13 protein-coding genes and 1 pseudogene are annotated in these 15,918 nt (G+C 71.7%); 10 read left to right on the plus strand and 4 right to left on the minus strand.

Translation table 11 applies throughout. From position 1 onward, the window contains the following. Positions 1–167: 167 nt before the first annotated feature. Together ABGA99_RS10960 and ABGA99_RS10965 are read right to left on the minus strand one after the other, a co-directional pair. Positions 168–371 (minus strand): CDGSH iron-sulfur domain-containing protein, encoded by a 204-nt coding sequence (locus ABGA99_RS10960; protein WP_347577178.1) that lies wholly within the window; start codon positions 369–371, stop codon positions 168–170. A 107-nt stretch (positions 372–478) separates the two neighbouring features. Next, complete coding sequence (locus tag ABGA99_RS10965; RefSeq protein WP_347577179.1) at positions 479–1,471, minus strand: iron-containing redox enzyme family protein; 993 nt, start codon at positions 1,469–1,471, stop codon at positions 479–481. A 179-nt stretch (positions 1,472–1,650) separates the two neighbouring features. Here ABGA99_RS10965 and ABGA99_RS10970 point away from each other — a divergent pair, with 179 nt between their 5' ends. The 3 genes from ABGA99_RS10970 (at position 1,651) to ABGA99_RS10980 (ending at position 4,821) form a co-directional block, all read left to right on the plus strand. Next, on the plus strand, positions 1,651–2,061 hold the full coding sequence (locus ABGA99_RS10970; protein WP_347577180.1) for a DUF2795 domain-containing protein: 411 nt from the start codon (positions 1,651–1,653) through the stop codon (positions 2,059–2,061). A 694-nt stretch (positions 2,062–2,755) separates the two neighbouring features. After that, on the plus strand, positions 2,756–4,273 hold the full coding sequence (locus tag ABGA99_RS10975) for an FAD-dependent oxidoreductase (RefSeq protein WP_347582585.1): 1,518 nt from the start codon (positions 2,756–2,758) through the stop codon (positions 4,271–4,273). Between the two features lie 200 nt (positions 4,274–4,473). Continuing rightward, positions 4,474–4,821, plus strand: coding sequence for an aromatic acid exporter family protein (locus tag ABGA99_RS10980; protein WP_347582549.1), 348 nt, complete (start codon positions 4,474–4,476; stop codon positions 4,819–4,821). A gap of 371 nt (positions 4,822–5,192) precedes the next feature. Here ABGA99_RS10980 and ABGA99_RS10985 read toward each other — a convergent pair whose 3' ends face one another. Then, on the minus strand, positions 5,193–5,426 hold the full coding sequence (locus ABGA99_RS10985; RefSeq protein ID WP_347577182.1) for a DUF6480 family protein: 234 nt from the start codon (positions 5,424–5,426) through the stop codon (positions 5,193–5,195). 554 nt (positions 5,427–5,980) lie between these two features. On the opposite strand from ABGA99_RS10985, the gene ABGA99_RS10990 reads away from it, so the two are divergent. The 5 genes from ABGA99_RS10990 (at position 5,981) to ABGA99_RS11010 (ending at position 11,398) form a co-directional block, all read left to right on the plus strand. Beyond that, positions 5,981–6,787 (plus strand): SigB/SigF/SigG family RNA polymerase sigma factor, encoded by an 807-nt coding sequence (locus ABGA99_RS10990; RefSeq protein ID WP_347582550.1) that lies wholly within the window; start codon positions 5,981–5,983, stop codon positions 6,785–6,787. Between the two features lie 594 nt (positions 6,788–7,381). Beyond that, the gene (locus ABGA99_RS10995) at positions 7,382–7,879 is read left to right on the plus strand and encodes an SRPBCC family protein (RefSeq protein ID WP_347582551.1); all 498 of its coding nucleotides are present in this window, start codon (positions 7,382–7,384) and stop codon (positions 7,877–7,879) included. Next, positions 7,872–9,518: an NAD(P)/FAD-dependent oxidoreductase gene (locus ABGA99_RS11000; RefSeq protein ID WP_347582552.1), complete on the plus strand. Its 1,647-nt coding sequence runs from the start codon at positions 7,872–7,874 to the stop codon at positions 9,516–9,518. Before ABGA99_RS10995 ends, ABGA99_RS11000 begins: the two co-directional genes overlap by 8 nt. 10 nt (positions 9,519–9,528) lie before the next feature. After that, the gene (locus ABGA99_RS11005) at positions 9,529–10,434 is read left to right on the plus strand and encodes a short-chain dehydrogenase/reductase (protein ID WP_347582553.1); all 906 of its coding nucleotides are present in this window, start codon (positions 9,529–9,531) and stop codon (positions 10,432–10,434) included. A 601-nt stretch (positions 10,435–11,035) separates the two neighbouring features. Continuing rightward, positions 11,036–11,398 (plus strand): ANTAR domain-containing protein, encoded by a 363-nt coding sequence (locus tag ABGA99_RS11010; protein WP_347582586.1) that lies wholly within the window; start codon positions 11,036–11,038, stop codon positions 11,396–11,398. A gap of 475 nt (positions 11,399–11,873) precedes the next feature. Here the strand turns inward: ABGA99_RS11010 and ABGA99_RS11015 are convergent, their stop codons facing one another. Continuing rightward, positions 11,874–13,079 (minus strand): aromatic ring-hydroxylating dioxygenase subunit alpha, encoded by a 1,206-nt coding sequence (locus tag ABGA99_RS11015; protein WP_347582554.1) that lies wholly within the window; start codon positions 13,077–13,079, stop codon positions 11,874–11,876. 506 nt (positions 13,080–13,585) lie between these two features. Here ABGA99_RS11015 and ABGA99_RS11020 point away from each other — a divergent pair. Further along, positions 13,586–13,812: pseudogene (locus ABGA99_RS11020) on the plus strand (transposase); the annotation flags it as partial. A gap of 731 nt (positions 13,813–14,543) precedes the next feature. Beyond that, positions 14,544–15,794, plus strand: a complete 1,251-nt coding sequence (locus tag ABGA99_RS11025) for a SpoIIE family protein phosphatase (RefSeq protein WP_347582555.1) — start codon at positions 14,544–14,546, stop codon at positions 15,792–15,794. Positions 15,795–15,918 lie beyond the last annotated feature (124 nt).

Here is a 15,918-nt window from a genome sequence, read left to right on the forward strand (position 1 = left end):
CGTGCGGCAGTCGCCGCCCAGGTCATGGGGGACCGTGCGGAAGCCGGACTTGATGTTGAGCGGTTCGACGGCCGCGAGGCCCCCGGCGTCCGGCCCCGGGCGGTGGTGGTCGCAGGGGTGGACGGGAGGCCCAGCCCGCCGGCGACCGCGATCGTGCCACGGCCGGGTCAGTCCGCGGTTCGGCGGCGGTGGCTGGTGTCGCACCAGGGGTAGGTGCGGCTGCGCCGGCAGGTGCAGACGGCGACGGCGAAGCGGTCGGAGACAGCGACGGTGCCGTCGTCGAGCGTGACCTCCACCGGGCCCTCGACGAGCAGGGGGCCCGTGCGCTGGACGCGCAGCCGGCGCGGGGATTCGTCTCGGGCGCTGTGCACGGATCACCACCAGCCTTTCTGTCCTGTTCAGGCCCGTCGCGGGCGGAGAGCCACACCTCGGGTACCCGAACATTCCGGATGAAACGCCCGGTTTGCATAAAGGTGCCTCACAGAGGGAGACGCAGTGACGAGCGCTCGGCGCGCCACGATCCCAGGACGTGCCCGCTGAACCGGTCCTCGACCAGGCCGGTGGCAGCGATCCCGAACGCCACGTCGGCGGCGAGCTGCGGCTCCGCCTCCAGCAGCCCGGCCACCACCTCGTGCCGTACGACCTGCTCGTGGACGGCGTCGGCCTCCACGTGCTCGCGGTGGAAGTGCTCCGCGGCCGGGCCCGCGCCCAGCCGCTCGATGGCCTGTACGAGTCGGCGGGAGCTTGGGGAGGAGGTGATTTCGACCGTGGCGAAGTGGCCGACCAGCGCACCGCGCAGGCTGCGATGGAGGCCGAGCAGCGACATGAGGTTCACGACGGCAAGCATCTGAGGGCAGGCGGCGTCCAGATAACGCCCGTAGCCGGTGTCGAGCGAAAGGTCCCGCATGAGATCGGCGAACAGCCGGGCGTGTACCCGTTCGCCGCGGCCGGCACCGAACTCGTCGTACTCCACCGCCGCCATGCCCGCCTTGGCCCGCCCGTGCAGGCGCGGGAGCACCCAGGCGTGCGGGTCGGCCTCCTTGAGGTGGTAGAGGGAGCGCTGCACCGCATACTCCCGTAGCTGCCACATCGTGCCGTCGTCCCGCAGGTGGTGCGAGATGGAGTCGCCCTTCACGGGTTCGACCAGCAGCGCCGCGAGGGCGGTGTCGACATCCACGGGCAGCGGCGCGTCCTCTCGCAGCGCCGCCAGGAAGCGGTCCTCCAGCGTACGGCGGAAGGCCAGCAGGGCGGCGTCCCACTCCATCTCGTCGTCTACGCCTGCGAATCCCCGGTAGTGAAGTTCGTAGCAGAGGTAGAGGGCCAGTTGCAGGTCGTCGCCGTACGGGTCGCTGCGCGCAGGGCCGTCCGCGTGGGGCAGCGAGGCCGAGTCGCGTCGCAGGTAGGCGAGCGTCGCCGCGGACAAGTCTCCGCGGCCGACCGGCAGGGTCGGCTCGTATGGCACGGTATGCATGGATTTAGGGTATCCAGCCGGAGTCCGGTCATGCAGGGATCCCGTGGGCGTCCCGGCCCCGCGGTCGTCGTCGTTTCCGCGCGGCCGTCCGCGTCCGGGGATTTCCGGTTCTTCCGTGCACTTCTGGGAACCCGGCTCGTATGGCTAACGCCTCAAGCACGCAGGGAGGCGAGGCAGACATGCCCGAGCATGGCAGGAACAAGACCAGCGCGATACGCGACGACGTGATCGCCAAGGAGATGAGCGGCGAGCTGCGCGCGAACCGGTACACACGCGCGGAGGAGGAGCGCGAGCTGCAGCCACCGGGAGAAGACCAGCCGGAGATGGACCGCGCGCCCGGCACCACGCTCGTCGGTGGCACGCCCCCGGGGATCACCGCGGAGGGCGTCGAGGTGCGCAGCGAGCTGGGCCGGAACCTCGGTCGCGCCGTCTATCCCGCCGACCGCGAAGCGGTGCTGGAGACGCTGCGCAGCAACCACGCCCCGGACCGGCTGATGGAGCTGGCCGGGCGCCTCCCCGACGGGGAGTACGGCAACCTCCAGGCGATCGCCGACGCCCTCGGCCTCGGCGGGGAGGACCGCCGCACGTGAAGTGAGCGGCCCGGAAGGGACACAACGATCATGCTGATGCTCGCGGTGCTGCTGCCGCTTCTCATGCTGGGCGTGGTCGTGGCGCTGGGCCGCTACGAAGAGCACATGCTCTCCCCCGGCGGCGACTTCCGTCCGCAACCGCGGAGGACCGCGGGCGGGCCCAGGAGTCGAGCTGACACCCGGAAGGACGTGGTCCTGCCCCGGTCGGAGCGGGAGGTCCGGGCCCGCCGAGGTGCGGATGGCGGCGCTCATGTTGCGTTCCCTCATGCCCGGCGCGGCGTCGGCGAGATCGGGGCGGACGTGCGCGACGGCATCCTTGACCACCGTGATGTCGAGGTGTCCGACGAACGGCCGCGACCCGCGGACACCGGCTGCAAAGGAGTGACCATGCGTGCGCCACGCCACACGGCAGGCGACGATGGGCCGGACGGCAGGTGCCACGGACGGTCGGCGGGGTACCCGACGAACGGACCGGAATCTGGTGCAGATCCACGACGCGGGCACCGGGCACGTCGGCTTCCGCGCGGAGGTCGACGGCGACAAGCGAAAGGCGGACGGTGCCGTTCGCCAGGCCCTCGCCGAGGGCAGGGCCGTCGTCGAACTGCACGGCCGGGATGCCGCACCGTCGGCGGGCGACCGCCCCCTCGCGCTCCGGCGGACGCAGCGCCCGGGATCGGAAAGGTGTGCAACGAGTATGACGAGTCACTGGATCGAGACGGCGCCCGGTGAGCCCCGGCCTCCCCTGTGCGGCGGGGTCGACGTCGACCTCGCGGTGATCGGCGGCGGCGTGGCGGGGCTCTCCACCGCCTGGGAGGCGGCCGCGGCCGGTCTTTCCGTCGCCGTGGTGGAGGCCGGGCGGATCGCCGCCGGGGTCACCGGGCACACCACGGCAAAGCTGTCGGCGCTGCACGGACAGGCGTACCGGAACGTACGCGCCGCGCGCGGCCGCACCGCTGCCCGGCACTTCGCCGAGTCGCAGACGGACGCGGTCCGCCGCGTCGCCGACCTCTGTGCGGAGCTGGGCATGGACAGCGACCTGGAGCGGGTGCCCGCTTTCACGTACGCGCAGAGCGACGAGACTGTGGACGACGTACGCGCAGAGGCCGAGGCAGCGGCCGAGGCCGGGCTGAACGCGGAGCTGGTCGACAGCGACGGCACGACAGGCCCGCCGTTTCCGGTCACTACCGCCGTCCGGCTCGACGACCAGATCCAGTTCCATCCACGCAAGTACCTGCTGGGTCTGGCGGGCGACCTGGTGGCGAGGGGCGGGCTGCTCTTCGAGAACTCGCGGGTCACCGGCGTCTCGGAAGCCGACCCGTGTGTCCTGACCACGGCGGACGGTACCGAGCTGCGGGCCCGCGACATCGTCGTCGCCACCCACTACCCGACCCTGGACCGGGCGCTGCTTTTCACCCGGCTCAAGCCTCAGCGCGAGCTGGTCGTCACCCGGGTGATTCCCGAGGCCCACGACCCGGGCGGCATGTACATCACGCAGGAGCAGCGCACCCGCTCGGTGCGCACCGCACCGTACGACGCGGGCCGACGGCTGCTGATCGTCACCGGGGAGAAGTTCACCCCCGGCGCCAAGGAGGTCTCCGCGCGGCGGCAGCGGTTGAACCGCTGGGTGGACGAGTACTTCCCCGGCTCGGAGCCCGCAGCGGGCTGGGCCGCCCAGGACAACTGGCCCAGCGACCACGTTCCCTTCGTCGGCCCGCTGCGGCCTGGCGCACGCCACCTGTACGTCGCCACCGGCTTCGCCGGCTGGGGCATCAGCGGCGGAGTGATGGCCGGCCGGCTTCTCACCGGGCTGCTCACCGGCGACGAGCCGGCATGGGCCGGCCTGTACGACCCGCGCCGGCTCCATCCGCTCCGAGAGGCCCCGCAGTTGCTGGGCAACCAGGCACTTGTGGCCCGGCACTTCGCCGGCGACCGGCTCCCTGCCGCCTCGGCGTCCTCCGCCGACGACGTACCGCCAGGCGGCGGCGCCGTGGTCCGCCACGGCACCGGCCACCTCGCCGTTCACCGCGACGCCGACGGCAAGCTGCACCGCGTCCGGGCCCGCTGCACGCACCTGGGCTGCCTGGTGCGCTTCAACGACGACGAGACGGCCTGGGAGTGCCCCTGCCACGGATCGCGCTTCGACGTCGACGGCAACGTGCTGCAGGGGCCTGCGACCCGGCCGCTTCGGGCCGCCGACAGCCGGGAGCCGTAACCGCACCGCACCGGCCCGCCACTTCCCGGCGGCGGGCGGAACCCGAAGGCCGGTCGGCCCTGGCGACGGTCCCGGGAACGCCGCCCGCGGCGCCCCCGGGGACCGGCAGCGCTCCGACCCCACGGCCGTCTTCGTTTCCGCACGGCCGTCGGGGACACCCGTACCGGGTGCGGCGGAAGATCACTGGTGTTCTGGAATTCGTGCACGCTGCGGTGGGTCGCCCGGGGTACGAGCGGGATGACGTTCTGCTCCTGGGTAAGTCGGTGGCGGCGGTCGTGGCCGCGTGGACACTGGCGTCGTGGCTGTTGCCGCCGCAGGTGACCACCTTCGCCCTGTTCACCACGCTGCTGGCATTGCAGGCCACCGCTTACCGGTCGGTGTGGCACTCGGTGCGGTACGTGGCCGCGGTCGGCGTGGGTGTGGTGCCGGCGACCGGCTTCGGCGCCGTCGCCGGCGTGCACGCCTGGAACCTGGCTCTGATGGTGCTGGTCGCGTTCGCCGCCGGCCGGCTGGAGCTGTTCGGGCGCTGCGGCTGCAGGTCCCCGTGACCGCGCTGTTCGCTTTCGCCGCCGGCGCGCCCGGCTCACCGTCGAGGAGGAAGAGATCCGCGGCCGCTTCAACCCCCGGCGCACGCTTGCCGGCGACAGGCCCGCCACCCTGCCCGGCCTGCACCAGGTGGTCACAGCTTTGGAACGGGTCACCGTCCAGGCCGGGTCGATCCGCCGCGGCCTCGCTACGCCGCCCCAAGTGAGCGATATCGGGATCTCGCCGCCGACTTCCCCGGCCTATACGGCGAGCTGCCGGCGGAGACCGCTCAGGCCGTCGCCACCCCCGGCGAGGGGCACGCAGGGCTCGTCGGCCCTCCCCCCTGGCCACCACGGGGGCCCGCCGCCCCGCTGAGACCAAAAGCGAAGCAGCGTCAGCGGGTGAGTGCAAGCACAAACCCAACGTAACCGACGGCGAACAACATGACCACGAGCGCGATCAGGAACAGCGGCCCCTTCGCCCAGCCCTTTGTCGGGTTGTGCGACTCGTCCGGTCCCGCACCGGGCGTGCTGCCCTCGGCAGGCGGAGTCTCACCCGGCGGCACCGACCCACCGGGCTCCAGGCCGGTAGTGCGGTCGGGGTCGGGATCAGGACTAGAAGCAGGCATGGCACCCGGGTACCCGGTCCGGGGGCTCGTGAACAATCCCGCAGGAGCGGCCGGGCCTCCCGGGCGTCTCCAAGCGCGGCGGCGTCATAAGGTGCAGGCCGCACCTCGGTGGACCGGGCTGAAGGCAACAGACATTCCTCGCCCTCACTGCGGCAGACAGTGCACGGACGCCGCCGCTGCGTGAGGGACGTCACGGTCGGGGTGCCCGTAAGGGCCGGGTTGAGGCGAATCGAGCGAGGCCGGGCAGGAGCGTGGCCACTGGGCGCAGCGTCGTCCTCAGGAGGACGGCTCCGGTTCCGGTCGTGCGACGCGTGGCGTGGCCCTAGGCTGGGAGAGTCCGCGTTTGGACAGGCTGGCGGCGGGCAGGCGGACAGACGTGCTTCGGACCAAGAGGCACGCCGCGGGAGCGAATGGTTTGTCAGCCGTCTGCGCTCCGGCCGCGTGGGGTTCCGGAGCGTTGTTGTGTCCGGGGCCGTCACCGCTGGCGCGGCACGGCACTGCCGCCCGTGCTTCCGCGAGATCCAAACGCTTGCGACTCGCCCGAGGGAGGCCCCGTGGCGTACATCCGGGCAAGGACCAGCAAACACCCCCACGACGACGCACCCGACACCTCCGCGCACTTCCGCCGGCTGGCCGGCATGCCGGAAGGGCCGGAGAAGAAGGCGCTACGTCAGGATGTCGTACGCGCCTGGATGCCGATGGCCCAGCGGCTCGCCCGCCAGTTCCGCAACCGCGGCGAAGCGCTGGAAGACCTCGAACAGGTCGCCCACCTCGGCCTGGTCAAGGCCGTCCGGCGATACGACCCGGCACGCGGCAACGCCTTCGAGAGCTACGCCGTGCCGACGATCGTCGGTGAACTCAAGCGCCATTTCCGTGACCACATGTGGGGCGTGCACGTGCCCCGCCGGGTCCAGGAACTGCGCAACCGCGTCCGCAGCGCGAGCATGGCGCTTGCCACCACCGCCGACGACCGCTTCCCGCCGACCGCGGACATCGCCGAAGAGGCCGGCCTGACCGAGGACGAGGTACGCACGGGCCTGGAGGCCCTGGAGAGCTACGCCGCCCTCTCCCTCGACGCCACCCTGACCGACACCGGCGACGGCTACTCGCTCGCCGACACCGTCGCCAGCACCGAACCCGGCTTCGACCAGGCCGTCGACCGCGAAGCCGCACGACCCCACCTGAGCCGGCTGCCGGAACGCGAACGCGAAATCCTCTACCTGCGCTTCTTCTGCGACATGACCCAAAGCAGCATCGCCGACCACCTCGGCATCTCCCAGATGCACGTCTCCCGCCTGATCAGCCGCACCTGCACACACATCCGCGAACGCGTCCAGGCCGACCGGGCCGCAGCCGCGTAGGCCCCCGAAGAAGCGCCCGTCGCCCCCACAGGCCGGGGCCCTCAGGAGTGTGCGCCGCATCCGCTGGCGCGGCGGCGGTTCGTGCCTCACGCGCGCCGGCGCGGGAACGTTCTGGTCCTCCACACGCTGCACTGGGCGGATGAGGTGCGCGAGCCGTCCGAGGTCCTCGACCGTCTGCCCAGCGGCGCCAAGTCCACCGGCAAGGAACTCAGGGCGGCCGAGCAACTGATCGACACCAGGGCCATCGACTTCGCCCCCGAGGACTACCACGACCGCAAAGAGGCGGTGGGCGAGCTGTGTGAGCGACACGGCATCGCGCGTGCCGACCGGCCCCGACCTCGGCCCCTGGGCGGCCTCATCGATGACGTCGGCCCTCGCCGAGCCCTGCCGCCGCCGTACCCCTCGGCGGCAGGGCCCTACCCGGCCCTCGATACTCGCCGGGACGGTCCCCCGCCCCTGACGCCCGCGGTCCGCCGGCCCCGGGGCGGTGGCCGGGCCGGGTGGCTTCCCCGGAGCGATGTTGAGTCGCGCGGATCGGGGAACCCGGAAGTGACGACGGCCCCCGCTGGGGGCCCGGCATCGGGAGGTAGGGGCATGGCGCGGCGGCATAGATTGATCAAGGTGGACCCGGGACGGGTCTGGGACGTGCTTGCCGACGGCTGGCGGTATGCCGAGTGGGTGGTGGGCACGGCGTGGTCCGAGCCTGTACGCGGGCAGTGGCCGGAGGTCGGTGCGGCGATCGGCTACGAGGTGCGCCTCGGCCCGCTGCGATTCGCCAACGAGACCGTCGTCCGCCGCTGCGTAGAGGGCTCCGTGCTGGAGCTGGAGGCGCACGCCGGTGGGCTGGGCACGGCCCGGATCGCGCTGGAGGTACACCCGTGGGGCGAGAACACGCTGGTGACAGTGGACGAGCACCCGCTGCGCGGCACGGCCGGGGCGCTGCACAACGCAGGTGCCGAAGCGCTGATCCAGCTACGCCACCGTACGATGCTCGCGCGCCTGGCCCGCATCTGCGAGGCCGAGCCTGAGGCCCCGGCCGAGGCGGCCTTCGGCCCCGCGCGGTCGAGCGGTGGGTCGCAGACCCGTGTCTGACGCGGTGGTAGTCGGAGCCGGCCCCAACGGGCTGGTGGCAGCCAACGTGCTGGCGGATGCCGGCTGGAGCGTGACGGTGCTGGAGGAGCAGCCCGTGCCCGGCGGGGCGGTGCGTCACGACCGGGGCGTGCACCCGGACTTCGTCAGCGATGTCTTCAGCTCCTTCTACCCGCTCGCCGCCGCGTCCCCGGTGCTGCGCCGGCTCGGGCTGGAGGAGTACGGCCTGCGCTGGAGCCACGCGCCCGGCGTGATGGCCCACCCCCTCACCGACGGCCGGTGCGCCGTGCTCGACCGGAGCGCCGACGTCACCGCCGACTCGCTCGAAGCCTTCGGCCCGGGCGATGGCGCAGCGTGGCGGCACTTGTACGACGTGTGGCAGGACGTCCGCCCGGATGTCCTGGAGGCGCTGTTCACCCCCTTCCCTCCCGTCCGGTCCGCGGTCCGGCTCGGACGCCGGCACGGTGTGGCAGGTGCGCTGCGCCTGGCCCGCACACTGACGCTCCCCGTGCGACGGCTCGGCGAGGAGGAGTTCGCCGGCGAGGGCGGGCGGATCCTGCTGGCGGGCAACGCGCTGCACGCCGATCTCCCGCCCGAGGCGGCGGGCAGTGGCGGGTTCGGCTGGCTGATGGCGATGCTCGGGCAGTCATACGGCTTCCCCGTCCCGGTCGGCGGCTCGGGGGAGCTTGTCCGCGCACTGGTCGCGCGGCTTGAGGTGCGCGGCGGCACGGTGCTGTGTGGTCAGAGCGTGACGGAGGTCGTGGTCCGCGGCGGGCGGGCGGTCGGGGCCCGTACCGCGGACGGCGAGACAGTGGCGGCTTCCCACGCCGTGCTCGCCGACGTGTCGGTGCCCGCGCTGTACGGCGAGCTCGTCGCCGCGGAGCACGTGCCCCGGCAGGTACTGGCGGACGTCCGCCGTTTCCAGTGGGACTTCGGCACGTTCAAGGTGGACTGGGCACTTGACCAGCGGGTGCCCTGGCAGTGTGCCGGTGCTGCGGGCGCGGGCACCGTTCACCTGGCCGACGGCGTGGACGAGCTGACCCGGTTCGCCGCCCAGCTCGCCATGGGCCAGGTGCCCGACCGGCCCTTCCTGCTCTTCGGCCAGATGACGACCGCAGATGCCACCCGCTCCCCCGCCGGCTCCGAGTCCGCCTGGGCGTACACCCACCTTCCGCAACGCATCCGGTCCGACTCGGGCGAGGAGGGCATCCGCGGCACGTGGAGCCGGCACGAACAGGAGGTCATGGCCGACCGGGTCGAGAGGCAGGTCGAGCGCTTCGCGCCGGGCTTCCGTTCCCTCGTACGGGCCCGGCGCGTCCTGGCGCCGCCGACCCTTCAGTCGCTCGACCGCAACCTGCACGGCGGTGCGATCAACGGCGGCACGGCGTCCATGCACCAGCAGCTCTTCTTCAGGCCCGGCCCGGGCACCGGTCGGTCCGAGACCCCGGTGCCCGGGCTGTTCCTCGCCTCCGCCGGCGCCCACCCCGGCGGCGGCGTCCACGGCGCCCCAGGCGCCAACGCAGCGCGCGCCGCGCTGCGTTGCCGGACGCCCAGAGCGCTCACGGCACTACAGCGCTACCTCGCGGGCCGCGACGGCACGCGAGGCAAGGGGCGGCGCGCACAGCAGACACGGCAGCGATGAGGAGGCATCGATGAGGCCGACCTCCGCAGGCAGGCCGGGCGGGCCGCGTGGGCGGAGTCCGCTGGCAGGCCGTACCGTCGTGATCACCGGGGCGGCCCGGGGCGTGGGCGCGGCCCTGGCCCGGGAACTGGCCGGCCGCGGTGCCCGCATCGCCCTGCTGGGCCACGAGGGCACGGCTCTGGACGCCGTGGCGAACACCCTGCCGACACCGTCGCTCGCCCTCGACGTGGACGTCACAGATGCGGACGCGCTACGGGACGCGGCGCGGGCGGTACGGCGCGGGCTGGGCCGGCCGTCGGTCGTCGTCGCCAACGCGGGCATCGCTCAGGCCGGGCCCTTCGAGACGGCGGACCTCCGGTCGTGGCGCCGGGTGATCGACGTGAACCTCACCGGCAGCGCGCACACGGCGCGCGCCTTCCAGCCGGATCTACTGCTCACCCGCGGTTACTACCTGCAGATCGCGTCCACCGCCGCACTCACGGGCATGCCCCTGATGAGTGCCTACTGTGCCGCCAAGGCGGGAGTCGAGACGTTCGCGCACGCCCTGCGCGCCGAGACGGCACACCGCGGGATGGCGGTGGGTATCGCCTATCTCCACTGGATCGGCACCGACTTGATCAATCAGCCTGACCGGGTGCCCGCTCTGCGCGAAGTGCGTGCACTCCTCCCACCCCCCGCACGCCACGTCTCGTCTGCCCATGCCGCTGCGTCCCGTCTCGCGCAGGCCGTCGAGGACCGCCGCACAGCGGTATACGTCCCCTCCTGGACCCGTGTCGTCCAGGTCGGGCGGATCGCATGGCCGGGCATGGTCGCACGCCGGGCACGGCTCCGTTTCAGCGGACCGGGGGGCCGGCGGATCGAGCAGACGGGCCCGCTGGGTCACGGCGGCGCCGCCGACCTGGCCGGTGGCCGGTGACCGGCGCCGCTCCCGTGCTTGCGGCGAGACGTGGATGATTGCCGCAAGAAGCATAGTTTTTTTGCTCTTTTATGGCGTGTGTGGGCGCTCTGTGTAAGGGCACCCGGCACACGGGAGAAAACAGGCACGGCGCCACGCTCCGGCCCGCCGCCACCATCCTTGCGAAGGGAGGAGCCGTGGGGCCAGGAGAAGGAATCCGCACCTCAGACGGTCTCCGAGCCGAGCCCGCCCTACGACTCGGACAAGCAGGAGCAGCCTGGCCCGGACAGAGGCCCTCCTCCGGCGGGCTCGGCGGCGCCTCGGTGGCCCCGCCCCCGCAGGGCACCTCGCCCGTCACCCCGGACACGGCCGCCCCACCGATCCACCCCCCGCGCCACGGCACCCCGCAGCAACCCGGGCGCCCGCAAGGCGACCGCCTCTGAGCGCAGCGCGGTGGCAGAGCGCGCATGCCCGGCGCACCGCGCCTGGGTAAAGAAGCGACGTTCATGGCCGCGCCTGCGGCCATGAACGCGCCAGGCCGGGGAAGGGGAGCACTATGCAGCCTCCCCGGTCTCCCGGTGGGCGCCCCGACGGGCCGCCTACCCACCGCCTTGCCGTGGAAATGGAAAACGCCGTCGATGACAACGAGATCTCTTCTGATCTGCTTGTCCACGTCGCTCGCCGGCTGATCGACCTGAGCGAGGAGAACGCGCAGCTCAAAAAGGCTATCGAGAACCGGCCCGTGATCGACCAGGCACGCGGCATGCTGATCGCCGTGCTCGGGGCGCACGAAGACGAAGCCTGGCACGTACTGCTGGAGACCTCCCAGCACGCCAACGTCCCGCTACGGCACGTGGCAGAAGCCCTCATCGCCTCCGCAGCCGGCCGGCCGATCCCCGAAGACGTCAGGATTCCCCTGCGCAACACCATGAACAAAGTCCGTCGGCACGGGCAAGCCGGCGACACAGACGAGCGCGGCAGGTGAGCGGTCCGCCCACCACGGGCAACGGGTTCGGGGCGGCAAGAGGGCGGACGTGTCCCGCGGGGTCCTCGTGGGCCCTCGCCGCATGGAGCCGGCTGAGCGGGAGGCGGGCCGCAGCGGGCAGGTCGGCCAGTGCGGTGAGCTGTCCGGCCGTTGTGGCCGATGACCGTGCCAGGGTCCTTGGGGTGCACCCAGACCTCCCCGCCGGCCGAAGCGCGCGACCACCTGGCGGCTGACCGGCGCGGCCGAGACGACGCGACGGTTTTTGTCGCTCCTCGAAGGGGTGGTGTACGCCGATGGTGTGGTGCTTCTCCTCCTGATACGGGCGCTGGTCGCCGACACCGGGGGCCTGGCCATGGGGGACGTCACCGACCGGCGAACTTCGTCGGCGCGGTCGTCGACGGCAGCCGTTGCTGTCCCGTCCTGGTCTGCGAGACCGAGACCGGCGGGCATCCGGAGAAATGGCGACGACGGCAGATCAGTACTGGGAGGTTGTCGGCGAGGTGCCCGCAGGAGCGGGTCCTTCTCGGACGAGGGACTCGGGCGCCATGCTGTCGCACGCCTGGGGGATGCCGCAGGCGGCAGCCCGTGGACGGAGAGGGACGCCGTTCGCACGCAGTACCTCACGGACGTTCAGGATCAGGGGGAAGACTTCGTGGTTGCGGTCCTCGCCCTGTTCCTCCCAGGCGCGCTGCTCGGCTTCGACAGCCATGCGGTCCTCAGCGAACACGCGCTCGGTGAACCGTCTGATCAGCGGCCAGGCCAGCTGAAGGGCGCCGGGGATCCGGGGCTTTTCCATCATGAGCAGGCCATAGGCGTGGCAGGTGCGCTGCTCGGCGTCTTCGGGCACGTACGCGGCCCACAGGCGGAAGGCCGGGTGATCGGCGCCCTCCGGGATGAGGTCGAGTGTCTGGTACGGGTATTGGGTGCGGATGGTCATGACGTCGCGCGAGCTTCCGCCCCGGAGGCCCTCACCCGCGAGCAGGCCGGCGACCCGGTTCTGTTTCCCGCCTGTGTGGGTGAATAGGTACCTGGCCTCCACCGACGCCGGCCCGGTCCGGTATCCCAGCAACTGCGGGCGGAGCCTGCCGAGGACGCCCCTGTGGAGGAACTGGTGGTTCATGTCAAGCAGGTTCTCGTGCATGAACGAGTAGTGGCAGCGCACGGTCCGGGAGAAGGTCATGGTCTTGCACCTCGCCGAGCCCAGGGCCGGCACCTCAGGCAAGGCGGTGACCTCCGCCTTCTCCGGATCGCCCGGGAAGATGAATACCAGGCCGTACGCTTCGCGGACCGGATACCCACGCACCCCGCGCGGCGGCCGGCCATCGCCCTTGGACAGGTAGGGGATCTGCGAAATGCGGCCGTCGCCGCGATAGGCCCAGGCGTGATAGCAACAGCGGAGCGTCTCACCCTCCACGACGCCCATGCTCAGCGGCACCTGCCGGTGGGCGCACCGGTCCTCCAGCGCGTGCACGGCACCGCTCACTCCGCGGTAGAGCGCAATACGCTCGCCGGCGAACGACGTTGCGGCCACCCGCAGTGTGCGCACGTCCCCGGACAGCGCGACCGGATACCAGAAATCCGGGTTCACCCCGACACGCCGAAGGTCGACCGTGCCGGAGAGCGGATTGTGGCGCTCCGGGGGCCGACCGCTCCCCACGTCGTCGGCGTCGATCTCGGTCACATCTCTCCCTCGTACACGAACAGCGTCCCCTTCATCCTGCTGCCGCCCCGCCGCCCACGCCCTACCTGATACGGCCGGACGAGCGAGCAGCCCGTGAGCATCGTCTGTTCGATACAGGAATCTGCTTCGCCGTACTGGAGATCTCGTCGCAGTCGGTACGCGCGGCGGCCGCTCGATCCCGTCCCGACTCGCCGTGCCCCATGCGCGGTGACCCGCCGCTCGAACTGCGGATACACGGCCCTCTTGATCGAGGTCACAGCCCTCCGCCCCAGGCGAAGACGTGACGTCACCACCAGCGACGCTGGGCCGAATGCGTGACGGGCGTGCGGACGCCCCACCGACCGGGGTGGAGCGCGAGTACATCCGGGAGACGGCGTCATCCGCCCCGAAGCGCCGAGCAGGGGTGTCGCCGGTGGACCCGCCCGTGCCGCGCTGCAGGCGAGGAGGGTGGGAGTGCAGCCACGCATGGTCGACGCACGAGACCGCCTCAGCGTAGCTCGCAACCGGCGGACCGGTGGACATGGCTGGTCATCGCCGCCCACACCCACCCCGCTCCGGCTCGCTCTGCCCCTCGTCGTCGACCTGCGCCGGCCCTGGGAGCGGAAGTCTGAGCGGACAAGCTCACCCAAGCCCGTGTCCCTCGCGGGTTCCGGAACCTCCGCCGGGAGGTACTCGTTCCGGCGCGTGCACCACGCCGACACGCCCCGACCCCGGACGGGCCGGGCCCCCTGGCCAGGCCTCGGGCACGCCTATCAGCTCGCCGATGTCCTTCAAGGACATCGGCGCCCCACGGCCTGCCCCCCGTCACATCGTGGGAGGACCTCCGGGAGACCAAGCTCACCGAGCTATCCGCCCGACGCGGCAACGCCGCTTGAATGGCCCGGCACTCCCACGACCGCGCCCGCGTCTTCTTCAGCGACTCCACCGCCTGGCAGATCGAAGCCATCACCGACGAGACAGCCGTCCACGCTCTGGACCGGACGCTGACCGCCCTGCCCGTCGACCCCGCACTCGGCACCCCGATCCGCGGCTCCCCCTCCGAACTGCGCGAGTACGCCGACGGCGTCGGGACGTCCGCGTCATCTACTACGTCACCGCCCTGCGCACCGTCATCGTCATCGCCTACATCGAGTACTGACCACGTGCCAGTTGCGTGCCCCTGAAGGAGTGCCCACGCCGCCTGGAGGAAAGTAGCCGGGGAAGGGGCCCCGGCCATCGCGGGGCACGCCTTGAGCACCTGCAGGATCTGACCGACGCCCTGCTGCCACGGCACAGGGCGGCGGCTACGTTCTGCGCGCCGCCGAAGCGGGATCGCCGCCGGTCTTCGGGGGAGCCCAGCGGCCCGCCTCGCAGACCGCGTCCGTTTGGCGGATTACGGCGGTAGCGATCACCGCGCCCGGTCTAGATTGGCGGCAGGGTGGCAGGCTGGCGATCTACGGGGGTGGAAAGGGCTGGTACGGACCTGTGACCTCGCAGATCGACTACAAAGCGCTGTTCATGGCCGCGCCCAGTCCGAACCTGGTGCTGGGCCCTGATCTGGTGATCGTCGATGTCAACGAGGCGTACCTGCAGGCGACCGGCCGGGCCCGGGGAGACCTGATCGGCCAATACATGTTCGACGCCTTCCCCCGCAATCCGACGGACCCGCACGCCACCGGGATGCAGGACCTGGAAGCCTCGCTTCACCGGGCCCTGCGCACGAAAATGCAGGACACCATGGCGCTGACGAAGTACGACATCCCCCGCCCCGACCGGCCAGGGACGTTCGAGGAGCGGTGGTGGTCTCCCATCAACACCCCCGTACTCGGGCCGGACGGACAGGTCGCCTGGATCATCCACCGGGTCGAGGACGTGACCCCGTTCATCCTGGCCCGCGCAGCTCAGCCGGCCGACAACGGCAGCCAGACCCGGGCCCTCAGCGAACGGGAAGCGATGGACGCCGAGCTGTACGTGCGGGCGCGAGAGCTGCAGCGGCTCAACGAGGAACTGCGCCGTGCCCACGCCCGGGAACAGCAGGTCGCCGTGACCTTGCAGGAGACCATGCTCCGCTCACCAGACCTGGCACACCACCAGCACATCACGGTGCGCTACCTACCCGCCGCAGGGTCCCTGAACGTCTGCGGCGACTGGTACGACGTGATCGACCTCCCGGACAACGGCTTCGCCGTCGCCGTCGGCGACGTCGTCGGGCACGGCCTTCAAGCCGCAGCCACCATGGGCATGCTGCGCAGCGCACTGTCCGCCGGGGTCCGGGCACTGCGCGAACCGGGCAAGGCACTGGATCTCCTGGACCTGTACTCCTACGCCGTGGAAGGGGCGCTGGCCACCACCGCCGTCAAGGCCGTCATCGACCCCGCCGGCCGACGGATCACCTACAGCAGCGCCGGCCACCTCCCGCCGATCCTGCTCCACCCCGACGGCACCTGCGACCTGCTGGACAAATCCACCGACCCACCGCTGGGCACACGCCCCAAACACGTCCCCCGCCCCCACGCCAGCCTGCCCTACCGCACCGGCGACACCCTGGTCCTGTACACCGACGGCCTCATCGAGCGACGCGGCGAAGACATCGACGCCGGCCTGCACCGGCTGACAGACACACTCGCCCGCTACAGCACCTTCGGCACCGAACGCCTCGCCGACACCTTGCTCACCCGCCTCGGCGTAGCCAGCGGCGCCCGCGACGACATCGCCCTGATCATCGTCCGCCTGTGAAGGCGCGAATTGTCAATAGGGCTTCACCCGAAGAGATGATTGCCGGTTCCCTCGGGTGTGTCCAATGCCCTGACCGGGAAGGTTCGCCGAGTTGGGGAGCGGTTGGATAGACCGTGATGTTCGT

This window comes from Streptomyces sp. B5E4, from assembly GCF_039871555.1.
GTDB lineage: Bacteria > Actinomycetota > Actinomycetes > Streptomycetales > Streptomycetaceae > Streptomyces.

Bases quoted from the DNA above. Each gene is read 5' to 3' on its own strand.
- ABGA99_RS10965 (WP_347577179.1), bottom strand. From the start codon at position 1,471: ATGCATACCGTGCCATACGAGCCGACCCTGCCGGTCGGCCGCGGAGAC.
- ABGA99_RS10970 (WP_347577180.1), top strand. From the start codon at position 1,651: ATGCCCGAGCATGGCAGGAACAAGACCAGCGCGATACGCGACGACGTG.
- ABGA99_RS10975 (WP_347582585.1), top strand. From the start codon at position 2,756: ATGACGAGTCACTGGATCGAGACGGCGCCCGGTGAGCCCCGGCCTCCC.
- ABGA99_RS10985 (WP_347577182.1), bottom strand. From the start codon at position 5,426: ATGCCTGCTTCTAGTCCTGATCCCGACCCCGACCGCACTACCGGCCTG.
- ABGA99_RS10995 (WP_347582551.1), top strand. From the start codon at position 7,382: ATGGCGCGGCGGCATAGATTGATCAAGGTGGACCCGGGACGGGTCTGG.
- ABGA99_RS11005 (WP_347582553.1), top strand. From the start codon at position 9,529: ATGAGGCCGACCTCCGCAGGCAGGCCGGGCGGGCCGCGTGGGCGGAGT.
- ABGA99_RS11010 (WP_347582586.1), top strand. From the start codon at position 11,036: ATGGAAAACGCCGTCGATGACAACGAGATCTCTTCTGATCTGCTTGTC.